Origin of the sequence: Collinsella tanakaei (genome assembly GCF_021531055.1) — a bacterium.
Taxonomy (GTDB): domain Bacteria; phylum Actinomycetota; class Coriobacteriia; order Coriobacteriales; family Coriobacteriaceae; genus Collinsella; species Collinsella tanakaei_B.
Genome location: NZ_JADYTL010000001.1, coordinates 153597 through 169297 on the forward strand (window position 1 = coordinate 153597; position 15701 = coordinate 169297).

General features: G+C 63.9%; 18 protein-coding genes. All 18 read left to right on the top strand.

The genetic code is table 11. From position 1 onward, the window contains the following. The 18 genes from nadD (at position 1) to I6E04_RS00740 (ending at position 15643) form a co-directional block, all read left to right on the top strand. Complete coding sequence (gene nadD, locus I6E04_RS00655; RefSeq protein ID WP_235421503.1) at positions 1-690, top strand: nicotinate-nucleotide adenylyltransferase; 690 nt, start codon at positions 1-3, stop codon at positions 688-690. Positions 691-707: 17 nt separating this feature from the next. Continuing rightward, on the top strand, positions 708-1334 hold the full coding sequence (yqeK, locus tag I6E04_RS00660) for a bis(5'-nucleosyl)-tetraphosphatase (symmetrical) YqeK (RefSeq protein WP_235421168.1): 627 nt from the start codon (positions 708-710) through the stop codon (positions 1332-1334). After that, positions 1331-1777, top strand: coding sequence for a ribosome silencing factor (rsfS, locus tag I6E04_RS00665; protein ID WP_419179979.1), 447 nt, complete (start codon positions 1331-1333; stop codon positions 1775-1777). The genes yqeK and rsfS overlap by 4 nt, the downstream gene beginning before the upstream one ends. A gap of 73 nt (positions 1778-1850) precedes the next feature. After that, positions 1851-3149 (top strand): DNA polymerase IV, encoded by a 1299-nt coding sequence (dinB, locus tag I6E04_RS00670; RefSeq protein WP_235421505.1) that lies wholly within the window; start codon positions 1851-1853, stop codon positions 3147-3149. A 197-nt stretch (positions 3150-3346) separates the two neighbouring features. Further along, the gene (gene rpsP / locus I6E04_RS00675) at positions 3347-3697 is read left to right on the top strand and encodes a 30S ribosomal protein S16 (protein WP_235421170.1); all 351 of its coding nucleotides are present in this window, start codon (positions 3347-3349) and stop codon (positions 3695-3697) included. A 62-nt stretch (positions 3698-3759) separates the two neighbouring features. Next, positions 3760-4005 (top strand): KH domain-containing protein, encoded by a 246-nt coding sequence (locus tag I6E04_RS00680; RefSeq protein ID WP_235421506.1) that lies wholly within the window; start codon positions 3760-3762, stop codon positions 4003-4005. A gap of 34 nt (positions 4006-4039) precedes the next feature. After that, complete coding sequence (locus tag I6E04_RS00685; RefSeq protein WP_289614482.1) at positions 4040-4543, top strand: ribosome maturation factor RimM; 504 nt, start codon at positions 4040-4042, stop codon at positions 4541-4543. Further along, positions 4540-5307: a tRNA (guanosine(37)-N1)-methyltransferase TrmD gene (gene trmD, locus I6E04_RS00690; RefSeq protein ID WP_235421172.1), complete on the top strand. Its 768-nt coding sequence runs from the start codon at positions 4540-4542 to the stop codon at positions 5305-5307. The genes I6E04_RS00685 and trmD overlap by 4 nt, the downstream gene beginning before the upstream one ends. Before the next feature lie 10 nt (positions 5308-5317). After that, a complete protein-coding gene (gene lepB, locus I6E04_RS00695; protein ID WP_235421174.1) occupies positions 5318-5878 on the top strand; it encodes a signal peptidase I in 561 nt (186 codons plus the stop codon). A gap of 76 nt (positions 5879-5954) precedes the next feature. Continuing rightward, on the top strand, positions 5955-6863 hold the full coding sequence (locus I6E04_RS00700; protein ID WP_235421175.1) for a glycine--tRNA ligase subunit alpha: 909 nt from the start codon (positions 5955-5957) through the stop codon (positions 6861-6863). Position 6864: 1 nt separating this feature from the next. Then, positions 6865-8955 carry a glycine--tRNA ligase subunit beta gene (gene glyS, locus I6E04_RS00705; protein WP_235421177.1) on the top strand — a complete coding sequence of 697 codons (2091 nt, stop codon included), beginning with the start codon at positions 6865-6867 and terminating at the stop codon, positions 8953-8955. Between the two features lie 113 nt (positions 8956-9068). After that, on the top strand, positions 9069-9410 hold the full coding sequence (rplS, locus tag I6E04_RS00710; RefSeq protein ID WP_235421179.1) for a 50S ribosomal protein L19: 342 nt from the start codon (positions 9069-9071) through the stop codon (positions 9408-9410). A 75-nt stretch (positions 9411-9485) separates the two neighbouring features. Next, a complete protein-coding gene (locus I6E04_RS00715) occupies positions 9486-10274 on the top strand; it encodes a ribonuclease HII (protein WP_235421180.1) in 789 nt (262 codons plus the stop codon). Between the two features lie 170 nt (positions 10275-10444). Continuing rightward, positions 10445-10915, top strand: a complete 471-nt coding sequence (locus I6E04_RS00720; RefSeq protein ID WP_235421182.1) for a YraN family protein — start codon at positions 10445-10447, stop codon at positions 10913-10915. Beyond that, positions 10912-12435, top strand: coding sequence for a YifB family Mg chelatase-like AAA ATPase (locus I6E04_RS00725; RefSeq protein ID WP_235421184.1), 1524 nt, complete (start codon positions 10912-10914; stop codon positions 12433-12435). Before I6E04_RS00720 ends, I6E04_RS00725 begins: the two co-directional genes overlap by 4 nt. Beyond that, positions 12428-13357 carry a DNA-processing protein DprA gene (locus I6E04_RS00730; RefSeq protein WP_235421186.1) on the top strand — a complete coding sequence of 310 codons (930 nt, stop codon included), beginning with the start codon at positions 12428-12430 and terminating at the stop codon, positions 13355-13357. Before I6E04_RS00725 ends, I6E04_RS00730 begins: the two co-directional genes overlap by 8 nt. Before the next feature lie 19 nt (positions 13358-13376). Continuing rightward, a complete protein-coding gene (gene trmFO / locus I6E04_RS00735; protein WP_235421187.1) occupies positions 13377-14714 on the top strand; it encodes a methylenetetrahydrofolate--tRNA-(uracil(54)-C(5))-methyltransferase (FADH(2)-oxidizing) TrmFO in 1338 nt (445 codons plus the stop codon). Further along, on the top strand, positions 14714-15643 hold the full coding sequence (locus I6E04_RS00740) for a tyrosine recombinase (RefSeq protein WP_235421189.1): 930 nt from the start codon (positions 14714-14716) through the stop codon (positions 15641-15643). Before trmFO ends, I6E04_RS00740 begins: the two co-directional genes overlap by 1 nt. Positions 15644-15701 lie beyond the last annotated feature (58 nt).

Genomic DNA, 15701 nt, shown 5'->3' on the forward strand with positions numbered 1-15701 from the left:
ATGCACACGCATCCCACCGGCCTGCCCGAACTCGGGGCTGATCCCTCCCGTGAGTATCGTTTGGGCATCATGGGCGGCACCTTCGATCCCATACACTACGGGCATCTCGTCACCGCCGAGCAGGCCCGCGAGGCGCTCCAGCTCGACCTCGTGCTGTTCATGCCTGCCGGTCAGCCCGCGTTCAAGCAGGATCAGGAGGTGAGCGACGCCGAGGATCGCTATGCGATGACCGTGCTCGCGACCGCCGCGAACCCCGCGTTCGATGCCAGCCGCTTCGAGATCGACCGCGACGGGATCACCTATACGATCGACACGCTCCGTGCGCTTCGGCGGAACTATCCGGACAACGTGAAGCTGTTCTTCATCACCGGAGCCGATGCGATCCTCGATCTGGTGACCTGGCACGACGCCGCCGCCATGGCCGAGCTCGCCACCTTCATCGCCGCGACGCGTCCCGGCTACGATATCGATCAGGCGCGTCAGCGCGTCGCCGCATCGGGCGTGCCCTTCGATGTGCGCTACATCGAGATCCCCGCCCTCGCGATCAGCTCGACCAACATCCGCGAGCGCGTGAGCCGTGCGAAAAGCGTCCGGTATCTGACGTCCGAATCCGTCATCGGATACATTCGAAAGAACGGCCTGTATAATAAGCGGGTCGTCGAGCGCGTCGACGCGGCGACCGTCCATTAGGTGAGGAGGGGATGGACATGGATCATACCTACGATATCGCCGATACACGCGCCTACCTCGCGCGCATGCGCGACATGCTGAACGTCCGCATGGCCGATGACAGCCATCGTCTGAACCACTCGCTCGGTGTCGCCCGTACGGCGTCCGAGCTCGCCTCGACCTACGGCGTCGATCCGTTTTTGGCTGAGGCGGCAGGCCTTATCCACGATTGGGACAAGGTGCTGACGCACGAGGAGCTCCTAGCGCGGGCGGTGCAGTACAACGTCTCCGTCGCCGGTTCGCCGTCCGATGCCATCGCGCTGCTTCACGGCCCCGTTGCCGCCGTCGAGCTCCCGCAGCTGTTCGGCGAGCTGCCGTCCTGTGTCTTTCAGGCCGTGGCGCGCCATACGGCGGGCGCCGTGGACATGACCGATCTCGATATGGTCGTGTTCGTCGCCGATGCGATCGAGCCCATGCGCCATGGCGCCTATGCGGACGAGCTACGCGCCCTGGTCGGGAAGGTCGACCTCGAGCATCTGTTCTTCTCCTGCTTCTCGCAGGGCATCTCCTATGTGATCTCCACGGGCCGCTATCTGTATCCCACGGCGATCGATATCTATAATCACTATGCGCTGAGCTTGGCGCACCGGAAAGGTACGGTATGACTGACACGATGACCGATTCCACCCTGTACGACGAGACCTCCGCTTTTGAGAGCGATGCCGATCGCAGCGCGGCGAGCGTGTCTTCCGCGGGCGTGGAGGCCCGCGAGGTCGCCCGCGTGGCAGCACAGGCGGCATATGACAAAAAGGCCGAGGATGTCGTCGTCCTCGATCTCACGGAGCTTTCCGACGTCTGCGACTACTTCGTGATCGCGACCGGTTCGAACCGCAGGCTCGCCGATGCCGTCATCGACGAGGTCGAGGAGAAGGTCGCCAAGGCCTGTCACGAGCATCCGCTGGCGATCGAGGGGCGCGACGAGGGTACCTGGATCCTCATGGACTACGGTTCGGTGCTCGTCCATGTTTTCACGCCCGAGGCGCGCGACTACTACCGCCTGGAAAAGCTCTGGGGCGACGCTCCGGTGCTCGACGTCGTGCTCGACTAGCCTCCCTGCGCAATACGCCATGTGACGCGCCGCACCGACCATCCAGGTCGGTGCGGCGCGTTATACTTTGTCCATGGATACGGATGCGACATACGATGCCCAGGCGTTCGCCGAGGCCTTGATCGGTTCGTGGGACGGTCCTGCGGTCGGTCTTCTCGACCTCGATGCGTTTTTTGCCAGCGTGGAGCAGCTGGACCATCCCGCTTGGCGCGGCAAGCCGGTGATCGTGGGCGGCGATCCGGATAAGCGCGGCGTCGTCTCGACGGCATCGTATGAGGCAAGGACGTTCGGTGTCCGCTCGGCGATGCCATCCGCCCAGGCGCGGCGTCTGTGCCCGCAGGCCATTTGGACGCACGGCCACTTCGACCGCTATCGCGAGATGAGCGCGCAGGTCATGGCCATCTTGGAACGAGAAACCCCCTTCGTGGACCGCGTTTCCATCGACGAGGCCTTCTTTGATGTCACGCCCGGTCGCTTCTCCTCCGAAAATCCCATCGTCATCTGCCGGCGCATCTCGGAGGCGGTGAGCAAACTCGGCATCACCTGTTCCATCGGGCTGGGTGTCAACAAGACCATCGCCAAGATCGCCAGCGAACGCGATAAACCCCGTGGGCTCACCGTCGTCGTTCCCGGAACGGAGCGAGCGTTTCTCGCGCCGTTGCCGGTGCGCGCCATGAGCGGTATCGGAAAATCCGCCGAAACGGTGCTGGTGAAGGCTCGTATCCACACCTTGGGCGAACTCGCGAGCGCCGACCCGCTCGTATTGCGCCGCATCTTCGGTGCCAATGCCGAGGCGATGCGCTTGCGCGCGGCGGGACGCGAGGTCAGCCGCGTGAGCGCGATCGACGAGGCCGACGATGTCAAGTCGGTGAGCAACGAGCGGACCTTCGCGCGCGACCTCACCGACCGTGCGGATGTGGAGGCTGCCCTCTCTCTTTTGGGGGAGTCGGTGGGCCAACGGCTTCGCAGACGCGGCCTTGCCGGGTGGACCGTCACCGTCAAGCTCAAGTTCTCATATGGCTCGGGCAGGACGATCCAGCGCAAGCTCGCGCATCCGACCGACGACGAGAACGTGTTCGTCCCGATCGCCATCGACCTCGTGCGAGGCATTTGGTCGCCCGGTATGCATATTCGGCTCGCCGGCATCGGCATGAGCGATTTCGATATCTCGGGTGGCGTGCAGACCGATCTGTTCTGCGAGGTCGATGAGCGCGGTGTGCAGGCGAGCGAACGGAGGAACCTTTCGGTGGCGATGGATCGCGTCCGCGAGCGTTTCGGTTCCGGATCGGTCGGATTCGGCCGTGCCGCACGGTTCGAGGGGGACCTCATACGGCGCGATAAGTTTCCCGGTCAGGGAAAGCCGACCGAATGAGCCGCATCGTACTGGTCGCTCATCGTTTTTGTGAAGGGCTTGCATTTAGGCGATAAGTGGTCAAAATATGAACGTGCCTGCGGCAATTCCGAAGAAGTTACTCTCACGGGCTTCACCTGCTCACGCCGTTGGCGTATCATTACAAACCGTTTGTTTTAACGTCGCAGCATCATGCTGCTTGGTTGGAGGAGTTTTCATTGGCAGTTAAGATCCGCCTCGCTCGTCACGGTTCGCACAAGCGTCCGTACTACCGTGTTGTCGTCGCCGATTCCCGTTCGCCTCGCGACGGTCGCTTCATCGAGGAGGTCGGCCGCTACAATCCGCTGACCAACCCCAAGGTCATCGACCTCGACCTCGAGAAGATCGCCGATTGGCAGTCCAAGGGCGCCCAGCTCACCGATTCCGTAGCTGCGCTCGTCCGTGCCGCCGAGGCCGGTCCCAAGGCTGCGACCGAGCAGAAGAAGTCCAAGAAGCAGCTCGCCCGTGAGGCCGAGGAGGCCAAGCGTGCTGCCGAGGCTGCCGCTGAGGCCGAGGGTTCCGAGGAGTAGTCTTGTCCGCGGTTCAAAACGAGCAGGTCGATGCCGTGACCGAGTATGCTTCCGATGAGGAGATGGTTTCGGACCGCATCGCCGATCTCGTCGAATACCTCGTCGTGAGCATCGTCGACGACGTCGATTCCGTCAGTCTCGAAGTTATCGACGGCGATCTGTCCTCCACGATCGAGGTTTCCGTCGCAGACGATGACGTGGCCAAGGTGATCGGTCGCCATGGTCGCACCATCAAAGCGATCCGCACCCTTTCGCGTGCTCTTGCCGCGCGGTTGGGTACGTCGGTCGAAGTCGAGGTTTTAGGATAGTCTGTTGACGATAGCCTACAGGAACATCGCCCGAGTGGGCGCTCCACATGGTTCGAAAGGGGAGGTCTCCGTGGTTCCGCTGCGGGGGCTTCCCTTTCTGTTGCGCGTCGGCATGACCGTGGCGCTTACGCCACCGTCGCTTACGCGTGATCGCTTTTGCACGGTGACGTCCGTGAACGAGGTCGCGTCCCGTGCGACGTTTTCCGGCATCGCCTCCATCGACGACGCGCAGGCCATCGTCGGCTGCCATGTGCTGGCGCGTGCCGACGACGTCGTCCTCGATGCGTTCGAGGTTCCGTTCGCTGACTTGATCGGCCGCGGGGTCCACGATGAGCGCTACGGCGATCTGGGCACGATCGAGGAGGTGATGGAGACGCCGGCGAACAACGTCTGGGTCGTCTCCGGCTCCTCGTATGGCGAGGTGCTCATCCCCGTCATCGCCGATGTCGTGCGCTCGCTGCCCGATTCCGGCACCATCGAGGTCCGCATCATGGACGGCCTGATCGACGGGGCCCCGTCGGAAGGTGCGGTCCGATGATCATCGATGCGGTCTCCGTTTTTCCCGAGATGTTCGAGCCGGTGATGTCCACCTCGATCCTGGGTCGCGCACGCCGTGCCGGCCTGTTCGAATTCCACGCGCACGATCTGCGCGACTGGACGCATGACCGTCACCGTACGGTCGACGACGAGCCTTACGGTGGGGGCCAGGGCATGCTTATGAAGGTGGAGCCGCTCGCCGAGGCCATCGAGGCGATCGCCGCCGAGGGCCCGCGGCCCCATGTCGTCTTCTTCACGCCGTGCGGCTCCCCCTTTTGCCAGGCGACGGCTGAACGTCTCGCCACCTATGAGCGCATCCTTCTGGTCTGCGGGCGCTACGAGGGGATGGACGAGCGCGCGTACGCATTCGCCGACGAGCGGATCTCGATCGGGGATTACGTGCTGACCGGCGGCGAGCTGCCCGCCATGGTGGTCGCGGACGCCGTGATACGCCTGCTTCCCGGAGCGCTCGGTGACGAGATGTCCAATCGCGACGAGTCGTTTTCGACCGAGGATGACGGTGGCCTGCTCGAGTACGCGCAGTACACGAGGCCCGCGGTCTTCCGCGATATGGCGGTGCCCGATATCCTGTTGTCGGGCGATCATGCCAAAGTCGACGCCTACCGTCGCGCCGACGCGATCGAGCGCACGTGCCGTTGGCGTCCCGACCTGATCGATGCGGCCAGCCTCACGCCCGAGGAGCGCGATCGCGCCCGAACCCTCATCGAGCGTTATCATGGGCGGCAGACGAGTGAGACCGAGTAGAGGAGCCAAGGTGACCCCGCATACCGATACCTTTTTCCGCAGCCTCGTCGAATGGCTGGTGATCGTGGCCATCGCGTGCGGCCTCATGCTCGTCGTGCGTACCTTCATCATCGAGCCGTACGTCGTGCCGACGGGCTCCATGGAGGATACCATCGAGATCGGCGACCAGGTCTTCGCGCAGAAGGTGACGACGAACCTCGGTATGTCCCCGCAGGCGGGAGATATCATCGTGTTCCGCAACCCCGACGGCTCCTCCGACCACGACGTGCTCGTCAAGCGCGTCATCGCCACCGCCGGTCAGACGGTCGAGATGGTCGGCGGGCGCGTGCTGGTCGACGGGCAGGCGCTCGATGAGCCGTATGCGATCGGCCAGAGCCAGCCGCTGGCGAGCCAAGCGCCGGGCGTCATCATCCGCTACCCCTACACCGTTCCTGAGGGGTGCATCTGGGTGATGGGCGACAATCGCGAGAATTCCGCCGACTCCCGGTATTTCGGTGCGGTCGAGGTCGACGACGTCATCGGCGTGGTTGTGCTGCGCTATTGGCCCCTGCATCGTTTCGGAACGCTGTAACCGCACGCTTTCGCCGGACATACCGCCCACTTGGGCTATCATTACGTCTGTTGAACATTCGAGTCGAGGGGATACCATGGGCAAAGACAGCTCACAGCTCACCTTCCAGGAGATCATCTTGCGTCTCCAGCAGTATTGGGGAAGTCAGGGTTGCGTTATCATGCAGCCGTACGATTCCGAGGTCGGCGCCGGTACCTTCCATACCGCGACCACCCTGCGCTCGCTCGGCCCCGCATCGTGGCGCACGTGCTACGCCCAGCCCTGCCGCCGTCCGGCCGACGGCCGTTACGGCGAGAACCCCAACCGCATGCAGCACTACTACCAGTTCCAGGTGCTCATCAAGCCCAGTCCCGCGAACTCGCAGGAGCTGTACCTCGATTCGCTGAAGGCCATCGGTATCGATCCCGCCGACCACGACGTGCGTTTCGTCGAGGACGACTGGGAGAGTCCGACGCTCGGCGCCTGGGGCCTTGGCTGGGAGGTGTGGCTGAACGGCATGGAGGTCACGCAGTTCACCTATTTCCAGCAGGTTGGTGGTATCGAGGTCGATCCCGTTCCCGTCGAGATCACCTACGGCCTCGAGCGTCTCGCCATGTACGTGCAGAACGTCACGTCCGTCTACGATCTGGTGTGGAGCTATCTGCCCGACGGCACGCCCATGACCTACGGCGATGTGTTCCTCGAGAACGAGCGCGAATTCTCCGCGTACAACTTCGAGGTCGCCGACGTCGAGATGATGCGCGCCAAGTTCGACGACTACGAGCGCGAGTGCCATTCCTGTCTCGATGCCAACTTGCCGCTGCCTGCCTATGACTGCGTCATGAAGTGCAGCCACGCGTTCAATATCCTCGACGCCCGCGGAGCCCTTTCCGCCGTCGAGCGCGCCAACTACATCCTACGCGTCCGCACCGTCGCCAAGGCCTGCTGCGAGGCCTACATGGCCGAGGTCGCGGCGACCCAGCAAACGGAAGGGGAGGTTGCCTAAGATGGCCGAGACCCGAGACGTTCTGTTCGAGATCGGCGTGGAGGAGATGCCCTCCGCCCCGCTCATGAATGCGGTCAAGCAGCTGCCCAAGCTGATTTCCGACGGCCTCGACGCCGCCGGCCTCGCCCATGGCGAGGTCCGTGTCGTCTCCACGCCGCGTCGTCTGGCCGCCCTGTCGACCGTGGCGACCGAGACCGAGGCCGTCCACGAGGTCAAGCGCGGCCCCGCCGCGCAGATCGCCTTCGATGCCGACGGCAATCCCACCAAAGCCGCCGAGGGCTTTGCGCGCAAATGCGGCATCGCGGCGACCGAGCTCATCCGTCGGGTCGACACCGACGGGCGTGAGTACGTGTTCGTCGAGAAGGACATCCCGGCCGCTCCCGCCATGCCGCTTCTGTCCCGACTGTTCGAAGACGTGATCGCGAACCTCGAGTGGCCCAACTATCGCAGCCAGCGCTGGGGGTCGACCCACGAGACGTTCGTGCGTCCGATCCGTTGGATCTGCGCACTGCTGGGCAGCGAGGTCATCCCCGTGAGCTATGCCGATGTCGTCTCCGGTAACACCACGCGCGGGCACCGCGTCTTGGGCCCGGGTGAGCACGTCGTCAGCGAGCCCGCGGTGTACGAGCAGGTACTCGAGCAGGCGGGCGTCCTTTCCGAGGAGCGCCGTCGTCAGGTCATCGCCGACGGTATCGCAAAGATCGAGGCCGAGCGCGATGGCGCCCATGTGGATACGCCCAAGAAGGTCCTCGACGAGGTCGTGAACCTCTGCGAATGGCCGACTGTTCTCGTGGGCGTGTTCGATGAGGAGTTCCTGCATGTCCCGCACGAGATCATCTGCGAGTCCATGCTCTCCAACCAGCGGTATTTTCCCATCTACGACGCGCAGGGCGAGCTGACGCGCGAGTTCGTCGTGGTCGGCAACGGCCGTCCCGAGAACGCCGCGACCATCATCGACGGCAACGAGCGCGTGGTCCGCGCCCGTCTCTACGACGCCAAGTTCTTCTACGATGAGGACCTCAAGGTCCCGCTCGAGGAGTTCCGTTCGCGTCTCGCCTCCGTCGCCTTCCAGGAAAAGCTCGGCAGCGTGCTGCAAAAGTCCGAGCGCATGGAGGACCTCGCGCTTGCCATCGCGAACGCCGCCCATATCGGTGCCCATGCCGCTTCCGACGCTCAGCGCGCCGCGCATCTCGCCAAGGCGGATCTCGTGAGCTCAGCGGTCGTCGAGTTCACGAGCCAGCAGGGTGTCATGGGCGGGTACTACGCCAAGGCGGCAGGGGAGAGCGACGAGGTCGCCGACGCCATCCGCGACCACTATCGTCCGCGCTTCGCAGGCGATGAGCTGCCCGAGGGTATCGCCGGTTGCATCGTGGCCGTTGCCGATAAGCTCGACACCGTCGCCGGCATGTTCGCCATCGGGGAGCCTCCGACCGGCTCCAAAGATCCCTTCGCCCTGCGTCGCAGCGCGATCGGCATCCTGAACATCCTTCGTCAGCGTCTACAGTGCGGCTACGAGGAGCTTGTCGATGCCGCGCTCGCAAACTACGCCGAACAGGGTATCGAGTTCGACCTTGGCGCCACTGCCGCCGCCGTGTGCGGCTTCATCAAGGGACGCATGGAGCAGATGGCACGTGACGAGCATATTCCCGCCGATACGGTCGCGGCGGTGTCCGCCGGTTCCGTCTCTTCGCCTGTCGATTACTTCGCGCTCGCGCACGCGCTGCAGGACGCTCGCGGCAACGATCCCGAGACTTTCGAGAACCTCGCGACCGCGTTCGCGCGTGCGAGCCATCTTGCCGACGGCTCCCTTGGCTGCGAGGTCGACGAATCTTCCTTGGAGACCGCCGAGCTCGAGTTGCTCCAGGCTACCGACGCCGCGCGCGAGCAGACCGCCTCGGCACTTGCCGCCAAGGACTTCGCCGCGGTGATCTCCGCGCTTGCCTCCCTGCGTGCTCCGATCGACCGCTTCTTCGACGATGTCATGGTCATGGACGATGATCCTGGCGTACGTGAGAACCGCCTCAAGCTGCTCAACCGTTTCGAGTCGGTCTTCACCGATATCGCCGATATGGGGGCGCTTGCAAAGAAGTAGCGTAGGTGCGATTTCGTGCTTGCGTTCCCGAAACGCTTGCGTATAATAATCACGTTTGTTCAACCCATGTGTCGTCAGATCGCGGCACCTCTGGTAAGAGTTAGGATCGAACCATGGATTACATCCGCGCTATCGAGCGCCAGGACATGCGCGAGGACATCCCGCAGGTCCGCGTCGGCGACAACGTCAAGGTGCACTACCGCATCAAGGAGGGTGACCGCGAGCGCATCCAGGTCTTCCAGGGCGACGTCATCCGCATGAGCGGTGGCTCCTCCCGTGAGACCTTCACCGTCCGCAAGCTTTCCTTCGGCATCGGCGTCGAGCGTACCTTCCCGCTGCACAGCCCCAAGATCGCCAAGCTCGAGGTCGTCCGTCACGGTCGTGTCCGTCGCGCCAAGCTCTACTACCTGCGCGACAAGATCGGCAAGGCCGCCCGCATCCCCGAGAAGCGCTAAGGCACCCGATACATCATGGTATCTTCGAAGGGCCGCCCGATTGGGTGGCCCTTCGTTTTGGATTGAGGTGATCGCATGGCGAATATGACGAGTTCGCAGTCGGCAACCCATGTGGCGGCCGAGCTGGCGAGCGCTTCGTTCGAGGAAATCGAACGTCTCATCGAACGCTATCGGGACGACCCACGTGTGCAGGTCCAAAAGGCGTGCGACAGGGCTCGCAAACGGCTCGAGCGCGAATCGGCCGAGCGCCAGCGCGTCGACGCCATGTACGATCGCATGCGGTCGCTGGGAGGCGAGGGCGTCGTCATCGGCGTCGACGAGGTCGGTCGCGGGTCGGTTGCGGGGCCTCTGACCGTTTGCGCCGCCTGCCTGCCGTTTGAGCCGAGAATCTGGGGCCTCAACGACTCGAAGCAGCTTACACCGGCCCGTCGCGAAGCGCTTGCGGTGCGCATCGCCGAGACCGCGACCGCGATCGGCATTTGCCATGTCTCACCCGCCGATATCGACAGCTGGGGCATGGCCCGCTCGCTTCGTGTGGCGGTTGCCGGCGCAATCGAGGACACCGGGCTCGATCCCGATTGCGTCCTGATGGATGGCAACCCGCTTGGAGCTCATCCGCGCGAGGTTTCGGTCGTGCACGGCGATGCCCAGATCGCCTGCATCGCCGCCGCCTCCATCGTCGCGAAGGTCACGCGTGACGACATGATGGTGGAGCTCGACACCGAATATCCCGGCTATCATCTCGCTCAGTCCAAAGGATACGCGTCCGCCGAGCACATCCAGGCGATCAAGGATCTTGGGTTGAGCCCGATCCATCGCGTGAGTTTCTGCGGTAATTTCCTGGAGACCGCTCGCCTGTTTTAGTCGCGTTTCCTTCGAGCGTGCAAGGACGATACCCCTGAGCGTTTTGCGAGCTGGCGTGTCGTGGCGGTGTCGGGTTCCTCAGGTATTCGGTTTCGCCCCGGTCGCCCTCTTTTCGATATGTGTTCGATTGGCGGTCCCATACTCCTTCCATCCGACGGAAAGGAGCACATATGGGGGACCACAAGAACGATTGCGGGCGCGAGCGGGATGAGCGGCTCATACGGAGCTGCCAGGAGGATCCTTCGCTACTCTCCACGCTGACGCCTCAGGAACTCGGGCGCTTGGGCGAGGCGATCGCGCGGTCGTTTTTGCAGCAGCGCGGCTATGCACTCGTGTGCCAGGGCTATCGGTGCCCGGAAGGGGAGGCTGATCTCGTCGTCGTGGATGTCGACAGCGACGAGACGGTGCTTGTCGAGGTCAAGACCAGACGGCTTTCGGCGTCAGGCGATACCGTCTATCCCGAGCTCGCGGTCGATGAGCGGAAGCGCCGTCGCTATGCCCGTATCGCCGCCTGCTATGTACTCGAGCATTTTCCCGTGAGATCCATGCGGTTCGACGTGATCGCCGTTACGCTGTTGCCCGGGTTTCGCGCCGAGATCGAGCATCTGTACGCCGCCTTCGAATGGGATGGCGACCGATGAGCGGCCAGGCATCGCGCGTGTTCGCCGTCCACGCCGCATGCCTCAAGGGTGTCGAGGCCCACCCGGTCACCGTCGAGGTATCGATGTCCGACGGAATCCCGGGGATCACGCTCGTCGGCATGGTCGACTCGAGCATCATGGAGGCTCGTGGACGAATCCGCTGCGCGCTGCGGTCGGCTGGTTACGATATTCCGCGCAAGCACATCACCGTCAATCTCGCTCCCGGCGACATGCGGAAGACCGGTTCGGGCTTCGATGTCCCCATCGCGGTGGCGATACTCGTCGCGTCGGGGCAGATCCCATGTGAAGGGATCGACGACTGCCTCTTCGTCGGCGAGCTCGCCCTCGATGGAACGGTGAACCATGTGAAGGGCGAAGTCGCCTTCCAGCTGTATGCGCGCGATCACCATCTGACCCTCGTGACCTCGCGATCAGGCGACCATGTCCCGATGGAGGGCGTGGATCATGTCGCGTTCGATCATATCGGCATGTTGCGTCTGGGCGTGCGCGACGCGTGCTCCGCCGTAAGGGGTAATCCCGCACGTATCGATTCGGATATTCCGACCCTGGACTTCTCGGATGTGCTCGGGCAAGACATGGCGAAACGGGGCATGGTGATCGCGGCGGCGGGCAATCTCGGCATGCTCATGATCGGGACGCCCGGTGCCGGAAAGACGATGCTCGCCAAACGCATGACGACCATTTTGCCGCCGCTCGAGGAGACCGTGAAACAGGAGGCGCTCTGCATCCATTCCGTCGTCGGGGAGCCGATCGATCGTCTGCTCGCCGGTGAACGACCGTTTCGATGCCCGCATCACAGCATATCGTCGGCGGGGCTCATCGGCGGCGGAAGACCCGTCAGGCCGGGCGAGATAAGCCTTGCGCATGGAGGGGTGCTTCACCTTGACGAGCTTGGCGAGTTTTCGGCCCACGTTCTACAGACCCTACGGCAACCCATGGAATCCGGGCGCGTCCGCATCGTGCGCGCCGACGGGTCCTACCTGTTTCCCGCACGCTTCCAATTGCTGGCGGCGAGCAATCCGTGCCCGTGCGGCTACCTCGGGGATCGCGAGGTCGTTTGCACGTGCGCGCCCGCGGCGATCGAGCGGTACCGGTCCAAACTCTCGGGTCCGCTTGCGGATCGAATCGACATCTGCATCGACGTGATGCGGCCGGATCCCGAATTGATCGTCAGGGGAGATGAGGGGCTGGACACAGCCGCCATGGGCGCGCTCGTCGAACGGGGGAGGGCGTATCGAGTGTGGCGCCGCTCGCGGTCCGGTCTTCGCGACACCGATACGCCGTCGCGCACCAGCGGGGACATCGGCTCGTATGGGCTCGACGAGAAATCCGAGAGGATCTTGATCACGCTTGCCCACACCTCCTCGCTGACCGCTCGCGGCATGGTCCGAGTCTGCCGTATAGCGAGAACCATTGCCGATATCGAGGAGAGCGAGCGTATCTTGGAGCGCCATATGCTCGAGGCATCGATGTTCCGGGGGAGGCTGACCGATGAATGACCGCGATGTTCGCCACGAGATCGGTCTGGGCGACGGAGGATACCCCGATTGCATCAAGGAGCTTCAGCCTCCGCCTGCGGTGATATATGTCAGGGGCGATCTTGATGTGTTGCGGACCCCATGCGCGGCCGTTATCGGTTCGAGGAGGGCGACTCCGTATGGAATCGCCACCGCCCAGATCATCGCCGCGGCGCTTGCGCAGTCCGGTATCACGGTCGTCTCGGGCGGGGCACGCGGATGCGATCAAGCCGCGGGATGGTCCGCGCTCGGTGCGGGCGGCAAGCACGTTATCGTGCTCGGCACGGGAGCCGATATCGTGTATCCGCGTTCCGCCGCGCCGCTTATCGAGCGGACGATCGATGCCGGCGGCGCGATCGTATCGATTGAGCGATGGGGGACCGGTCCCCGCAAGTATGCCTTCCCTAAGCGCAATCGCGTCATAGCGGCGTTGTCCCGCGTGCTGTTCATCACCGAGGCGGACCTGCCGTCTGGAACGTTCTCGACGGCCGAGGCGGCGGTAGCGCTCGATCGTGAGGTGCTGGCGGTGCCCGGCTCGATTATGTCGCCGCTCTCGCGTGGCACCAACCACCTCATCGCTTCCGGCGCGGGATGCTTGATCGATGAGGAGTCCATCGAGGTGGCGGTCTCGCGCATTTTCGGTACGCTGAGATACTGTCGCGCCGGGGAGTCCGGTCCGATCGAGGGCGTCGGGCAGGAGGCGGAGATTATGCGCGCGCTTTTTGCGAGCCCCTTGCGTATGGACGAGATTGCCGCCATGCTTTCCGTAGGCGTGATGGATTGCCTTCCGGTGGTGAGCGCCCTCGAGATGCGCAAGCGTATCGAGCGCCTGCCGGATGGCCGCTATGCGCCGACTGCGCGCTCTTTGCGCGAACGTTCGACTATCGTGGATTCCGCACCGTAGCGGAAGATTGGACATATCGATGGACGCTATGCAGGTCAAGATCATAGGAGGCGGTCTTGCGGGCTGCGAATGCGCATGCCAGCTCGCCGATCGCGGCGTGGACGTCGAGCTGTACGAGATGCGACCGCAGACGATGTCGCCCGCCCATCATACCGAGGGCTTGGCGGAGCTCGTCTGCTCCAATTCCTTCAAGTCGACCCGCTTCGATTCCGCCGCGGGACTGCTCAAGGAGGAGCTGCGCCGCATGGGATCGGTGTTGCTCGCCTGCGCCGAACAGGCCGCCGTTCCCGCTGGCGGCGCGCTGGCCGTCGATCGTGTGGAATTCTCACGTCTCGTCGAGGCCCGCATGAACGACCATCCGCGGATCCGCGTGATCCGTCAGGAGGTGGGCGAGCTTCCCGAGGGCTATGCGGTTATCGCTGCAGGTCCGCTTTGTGCGGCCTCGCTCGCCGGGGCGTTGCTCGAACGGACCGGTGGGTCCTCGCTGTCGTTTTTCGACGCGGCGGCCCCGATCGTCGATGCCTCGACGCTCGATATGGACGTGCTGTTCACGCAGTCACGCTACGGGGAATCCGGCGACGGCGACTATCTCAACGCGCCGTTGTCCAAAGACGAATACGAGGCTTTCATCGACGCGCTCGTCGGGGCGGAGCGTGTCGTGCTCAAGGATTTCGAGCGCAAGGAGCTGTTCTCCGCCTGCCAGCCTGCCGAGGAGGTCGCCCGCACGGGCCGCGACGCCATCCGGTTCGGTGCGATGAAGCCGGTCGGTCTGATCGATCCGCGTACCGGTCGTCGCCCGTGGGCCGCCGTCCAGCTTCGCGCCGAGAACGCCGAGCGCAGCGCCTACAACCTCGTCGGCTTCCAAACGAATCTCACGTTTTCCGAGCAGCGCCGCGTGTTCCGCATGATCCCGGGTCTCGAGCATGCCGAGTTCTTCCGCTACGGCGTCATGCATCGCAACACTTTCGTCGATTCGCCGCACGTCCTTGATGCCACCTTCTGCATTCCCGGCACCCATGTTCGGCTTGCCGGTCAGATCACCGGTACGGAAGGGTATACCGAGGCGATCGCTTCCGGGTTGCTCGCCGCGTTGAACACCTATGCGGATCTGACCGGTGCTCCCTCGGTCGCGTTGCCTCGCACGGGCGCGTTCGGAGCGCTCGTCGCGTATGCCACCGATCCCGCTACGCAGGATTACCAGCCGATGCACGTGAACTTCGGCTTGGTTCCCGCGCTCGAAGACGGCGTCAAGCGTTCCAAGCGCGACCGTTACGCACGGTATGCCGTGCGCGCGATAGACGATCTCGACGCGTATATCGCCACCCGGCGCGACCTGTTCGCACCGAGGGGTGCGTGATGGACGCTTCGATGGGCGACGCCGACGCGATCGAGGAATTTCTCCGATACATCCGCACGATCGACGGCATGTCTCCCGAGACCGTGCGGGCGTACGGGTCGCATCTCGACGCCTATCTCAGGTGGATGGAGCGTGTAGGCTTCGAGCTGCAGTCGCTCACCTCACGCGATATCCGACGCTACCTCGCCGAGCTGAAGCTCGCACGCTATGCTCCCAAGACGATCGCGGCGCACCTCTCGTCGATTCGCGCGCTCCATCGATGGCTGGTGCTCGAGTGCCGCACGTCGTCTGATCCGGCGGCTGCGCTGGTCAGCCCGAAGCTGCCGAAGTCCCTGCCGCATGTGCTGACTCCGGCTCAGATCGACGCGCTGCTCTCGGCTCCCGACAGGGAGACGCCTGACGGGCTTCGTGATGCCGCCTTCCTCGAGACGCTATACGCCTCGGGCGCGCGCATCTCGGAGATCGCCTCGCTGACGCTTTCGCGTGTCGATCTAGCCGAAAGCACGCTCACGCTCTTCGGAAAGGGGTCGAAGGAGCGCATCGTCCCGCTCTATCGACGGGCGCGTGAGAAGCTCACCGCCTATATCGAGCAAGCACGCCCGGTGCTGCTCGGATGTCGTAAGGATATTCCCACAGAGCCCGTGCAGGCGGTGTTTATCTCCGCGCGAGGACTTCCCATGAGCGCCGATTCGCTCAGGCATCGATTCTCACGGCATGCGAGAGCCGCCGGATTGCCCGCCGACATCACGCCCCATGCCCTGCGTCATACGTTCGCCACCGATCTTTTGGAAGGGGGAGCCGATCTCCGCAGCGTCCAGGAGTTGCTCGGCCACGTGAGCCTTTCGACGACGCAGATCTACACGCATCTGACCCCCGATCGCCTCAAGGGCGCGGTCAAGCAGGCCCATCCGCGCGGCGATGCGGTGTAGGGAGTGGCGTCTTAGCCCACAAGCTGCACACATGGCCCCATTTACGCTTGGATTCGAG

Coding starts and splice junctions, on each gene's coding strand:
- nadD (WP_235421503.1), top strand. CDS start 1: ATGCACACGCATCCCACCGGCCTGCCCGAACTCGGGGCTGATCCCTCC.
- yqeK (WP_235421168.1), top strand. CDS start 708: ATGGATCATACCTACGATATCGCCGATACACGCGCCTACCTCGCGCGC.
- rsfS (WP_419179979.1), top strand. CDS start 1,331: ATGACTGACACGATGACCGATTCCACCCTGTACGACGAGACCTCCGCT.
- dinB (WP_235421505.1), top strand. CDS start 1,851: ATGGATACGGATGCGACATACGATGCCCAGGCGTTCGCCGAGGCCTTG.
- I6E04_RS00680 (WP_235421506.1), top strand. CDS start 3,760: ATGGTTTCGGACCGCATCGCCGATCTCGTCGAATACCTCGTCGTGAGC.
- trmD (WP_235421172.1), top strand. CDS start 4,540: ATGATCATCGATGCGGTCTCCGTTTTTCCCGAGATGTTCGAGCCGGTG.
- I6E04_RS00700 (WP_235421175.1), top strand. CDS start 5,955: ATGGGCAAAGACAGCTCACAGCTCACCTTCCAGGAGATCATCTTGCGT.
- glyS (WP_235421177.1), top strand. CDS start 6,865: ATGGCCGAGACCCGAGACGTTCTGTTCGAGATCGGCGTGGAGGAGATG.
- rplS (WP_235421179.1), top strand. CDS start 9,069: ATGGATTACATCCGCGCTATCGAGCGCCAGGACATGCGCGAGGACATC.
- I6E04_RS00715 (WP_235421180.1), top strand. CDS start 9,486: ATGGCGAATATGACGAGTTCGCAGTCGGCAACCCATGTGGCGGCCGAG.
- I6E04_RS00720 (WP_235421182.1), top strand. CDS start 10,445: ATGGGGGACCACAAGAACGATTGCGGGCGCGAGCGGGATGAGCGGCTC.
- I6E04_RS00725 (WP_235421184.1), top strand. CDS start 10,912: ATGAGCGGCCAGGCATCGCGCGTGTTCGCCGTCCACGCCGCATGCCTC.
- I6E04_RS00730 (WP_235421186.1), top strand. CDS start 12,428: ATGAATGACCGCGATGTTCGCCACGAGATCGGTCTGGGCGACGGAGGA.
- trmFO (WP_235421187.1), top strand. CDS start 13,377: ATGGACGCTATGCAGGTCAAGATCATAGGAGGCGGTCTTGCGGGCTGC.
- I6E04_RS00740 (WP_235421189.1), top strand. CDS start 14,714: ATGGACGCTTCGATGGGCGACGCCGACGCGATCGAGGAATTTCTCCGA.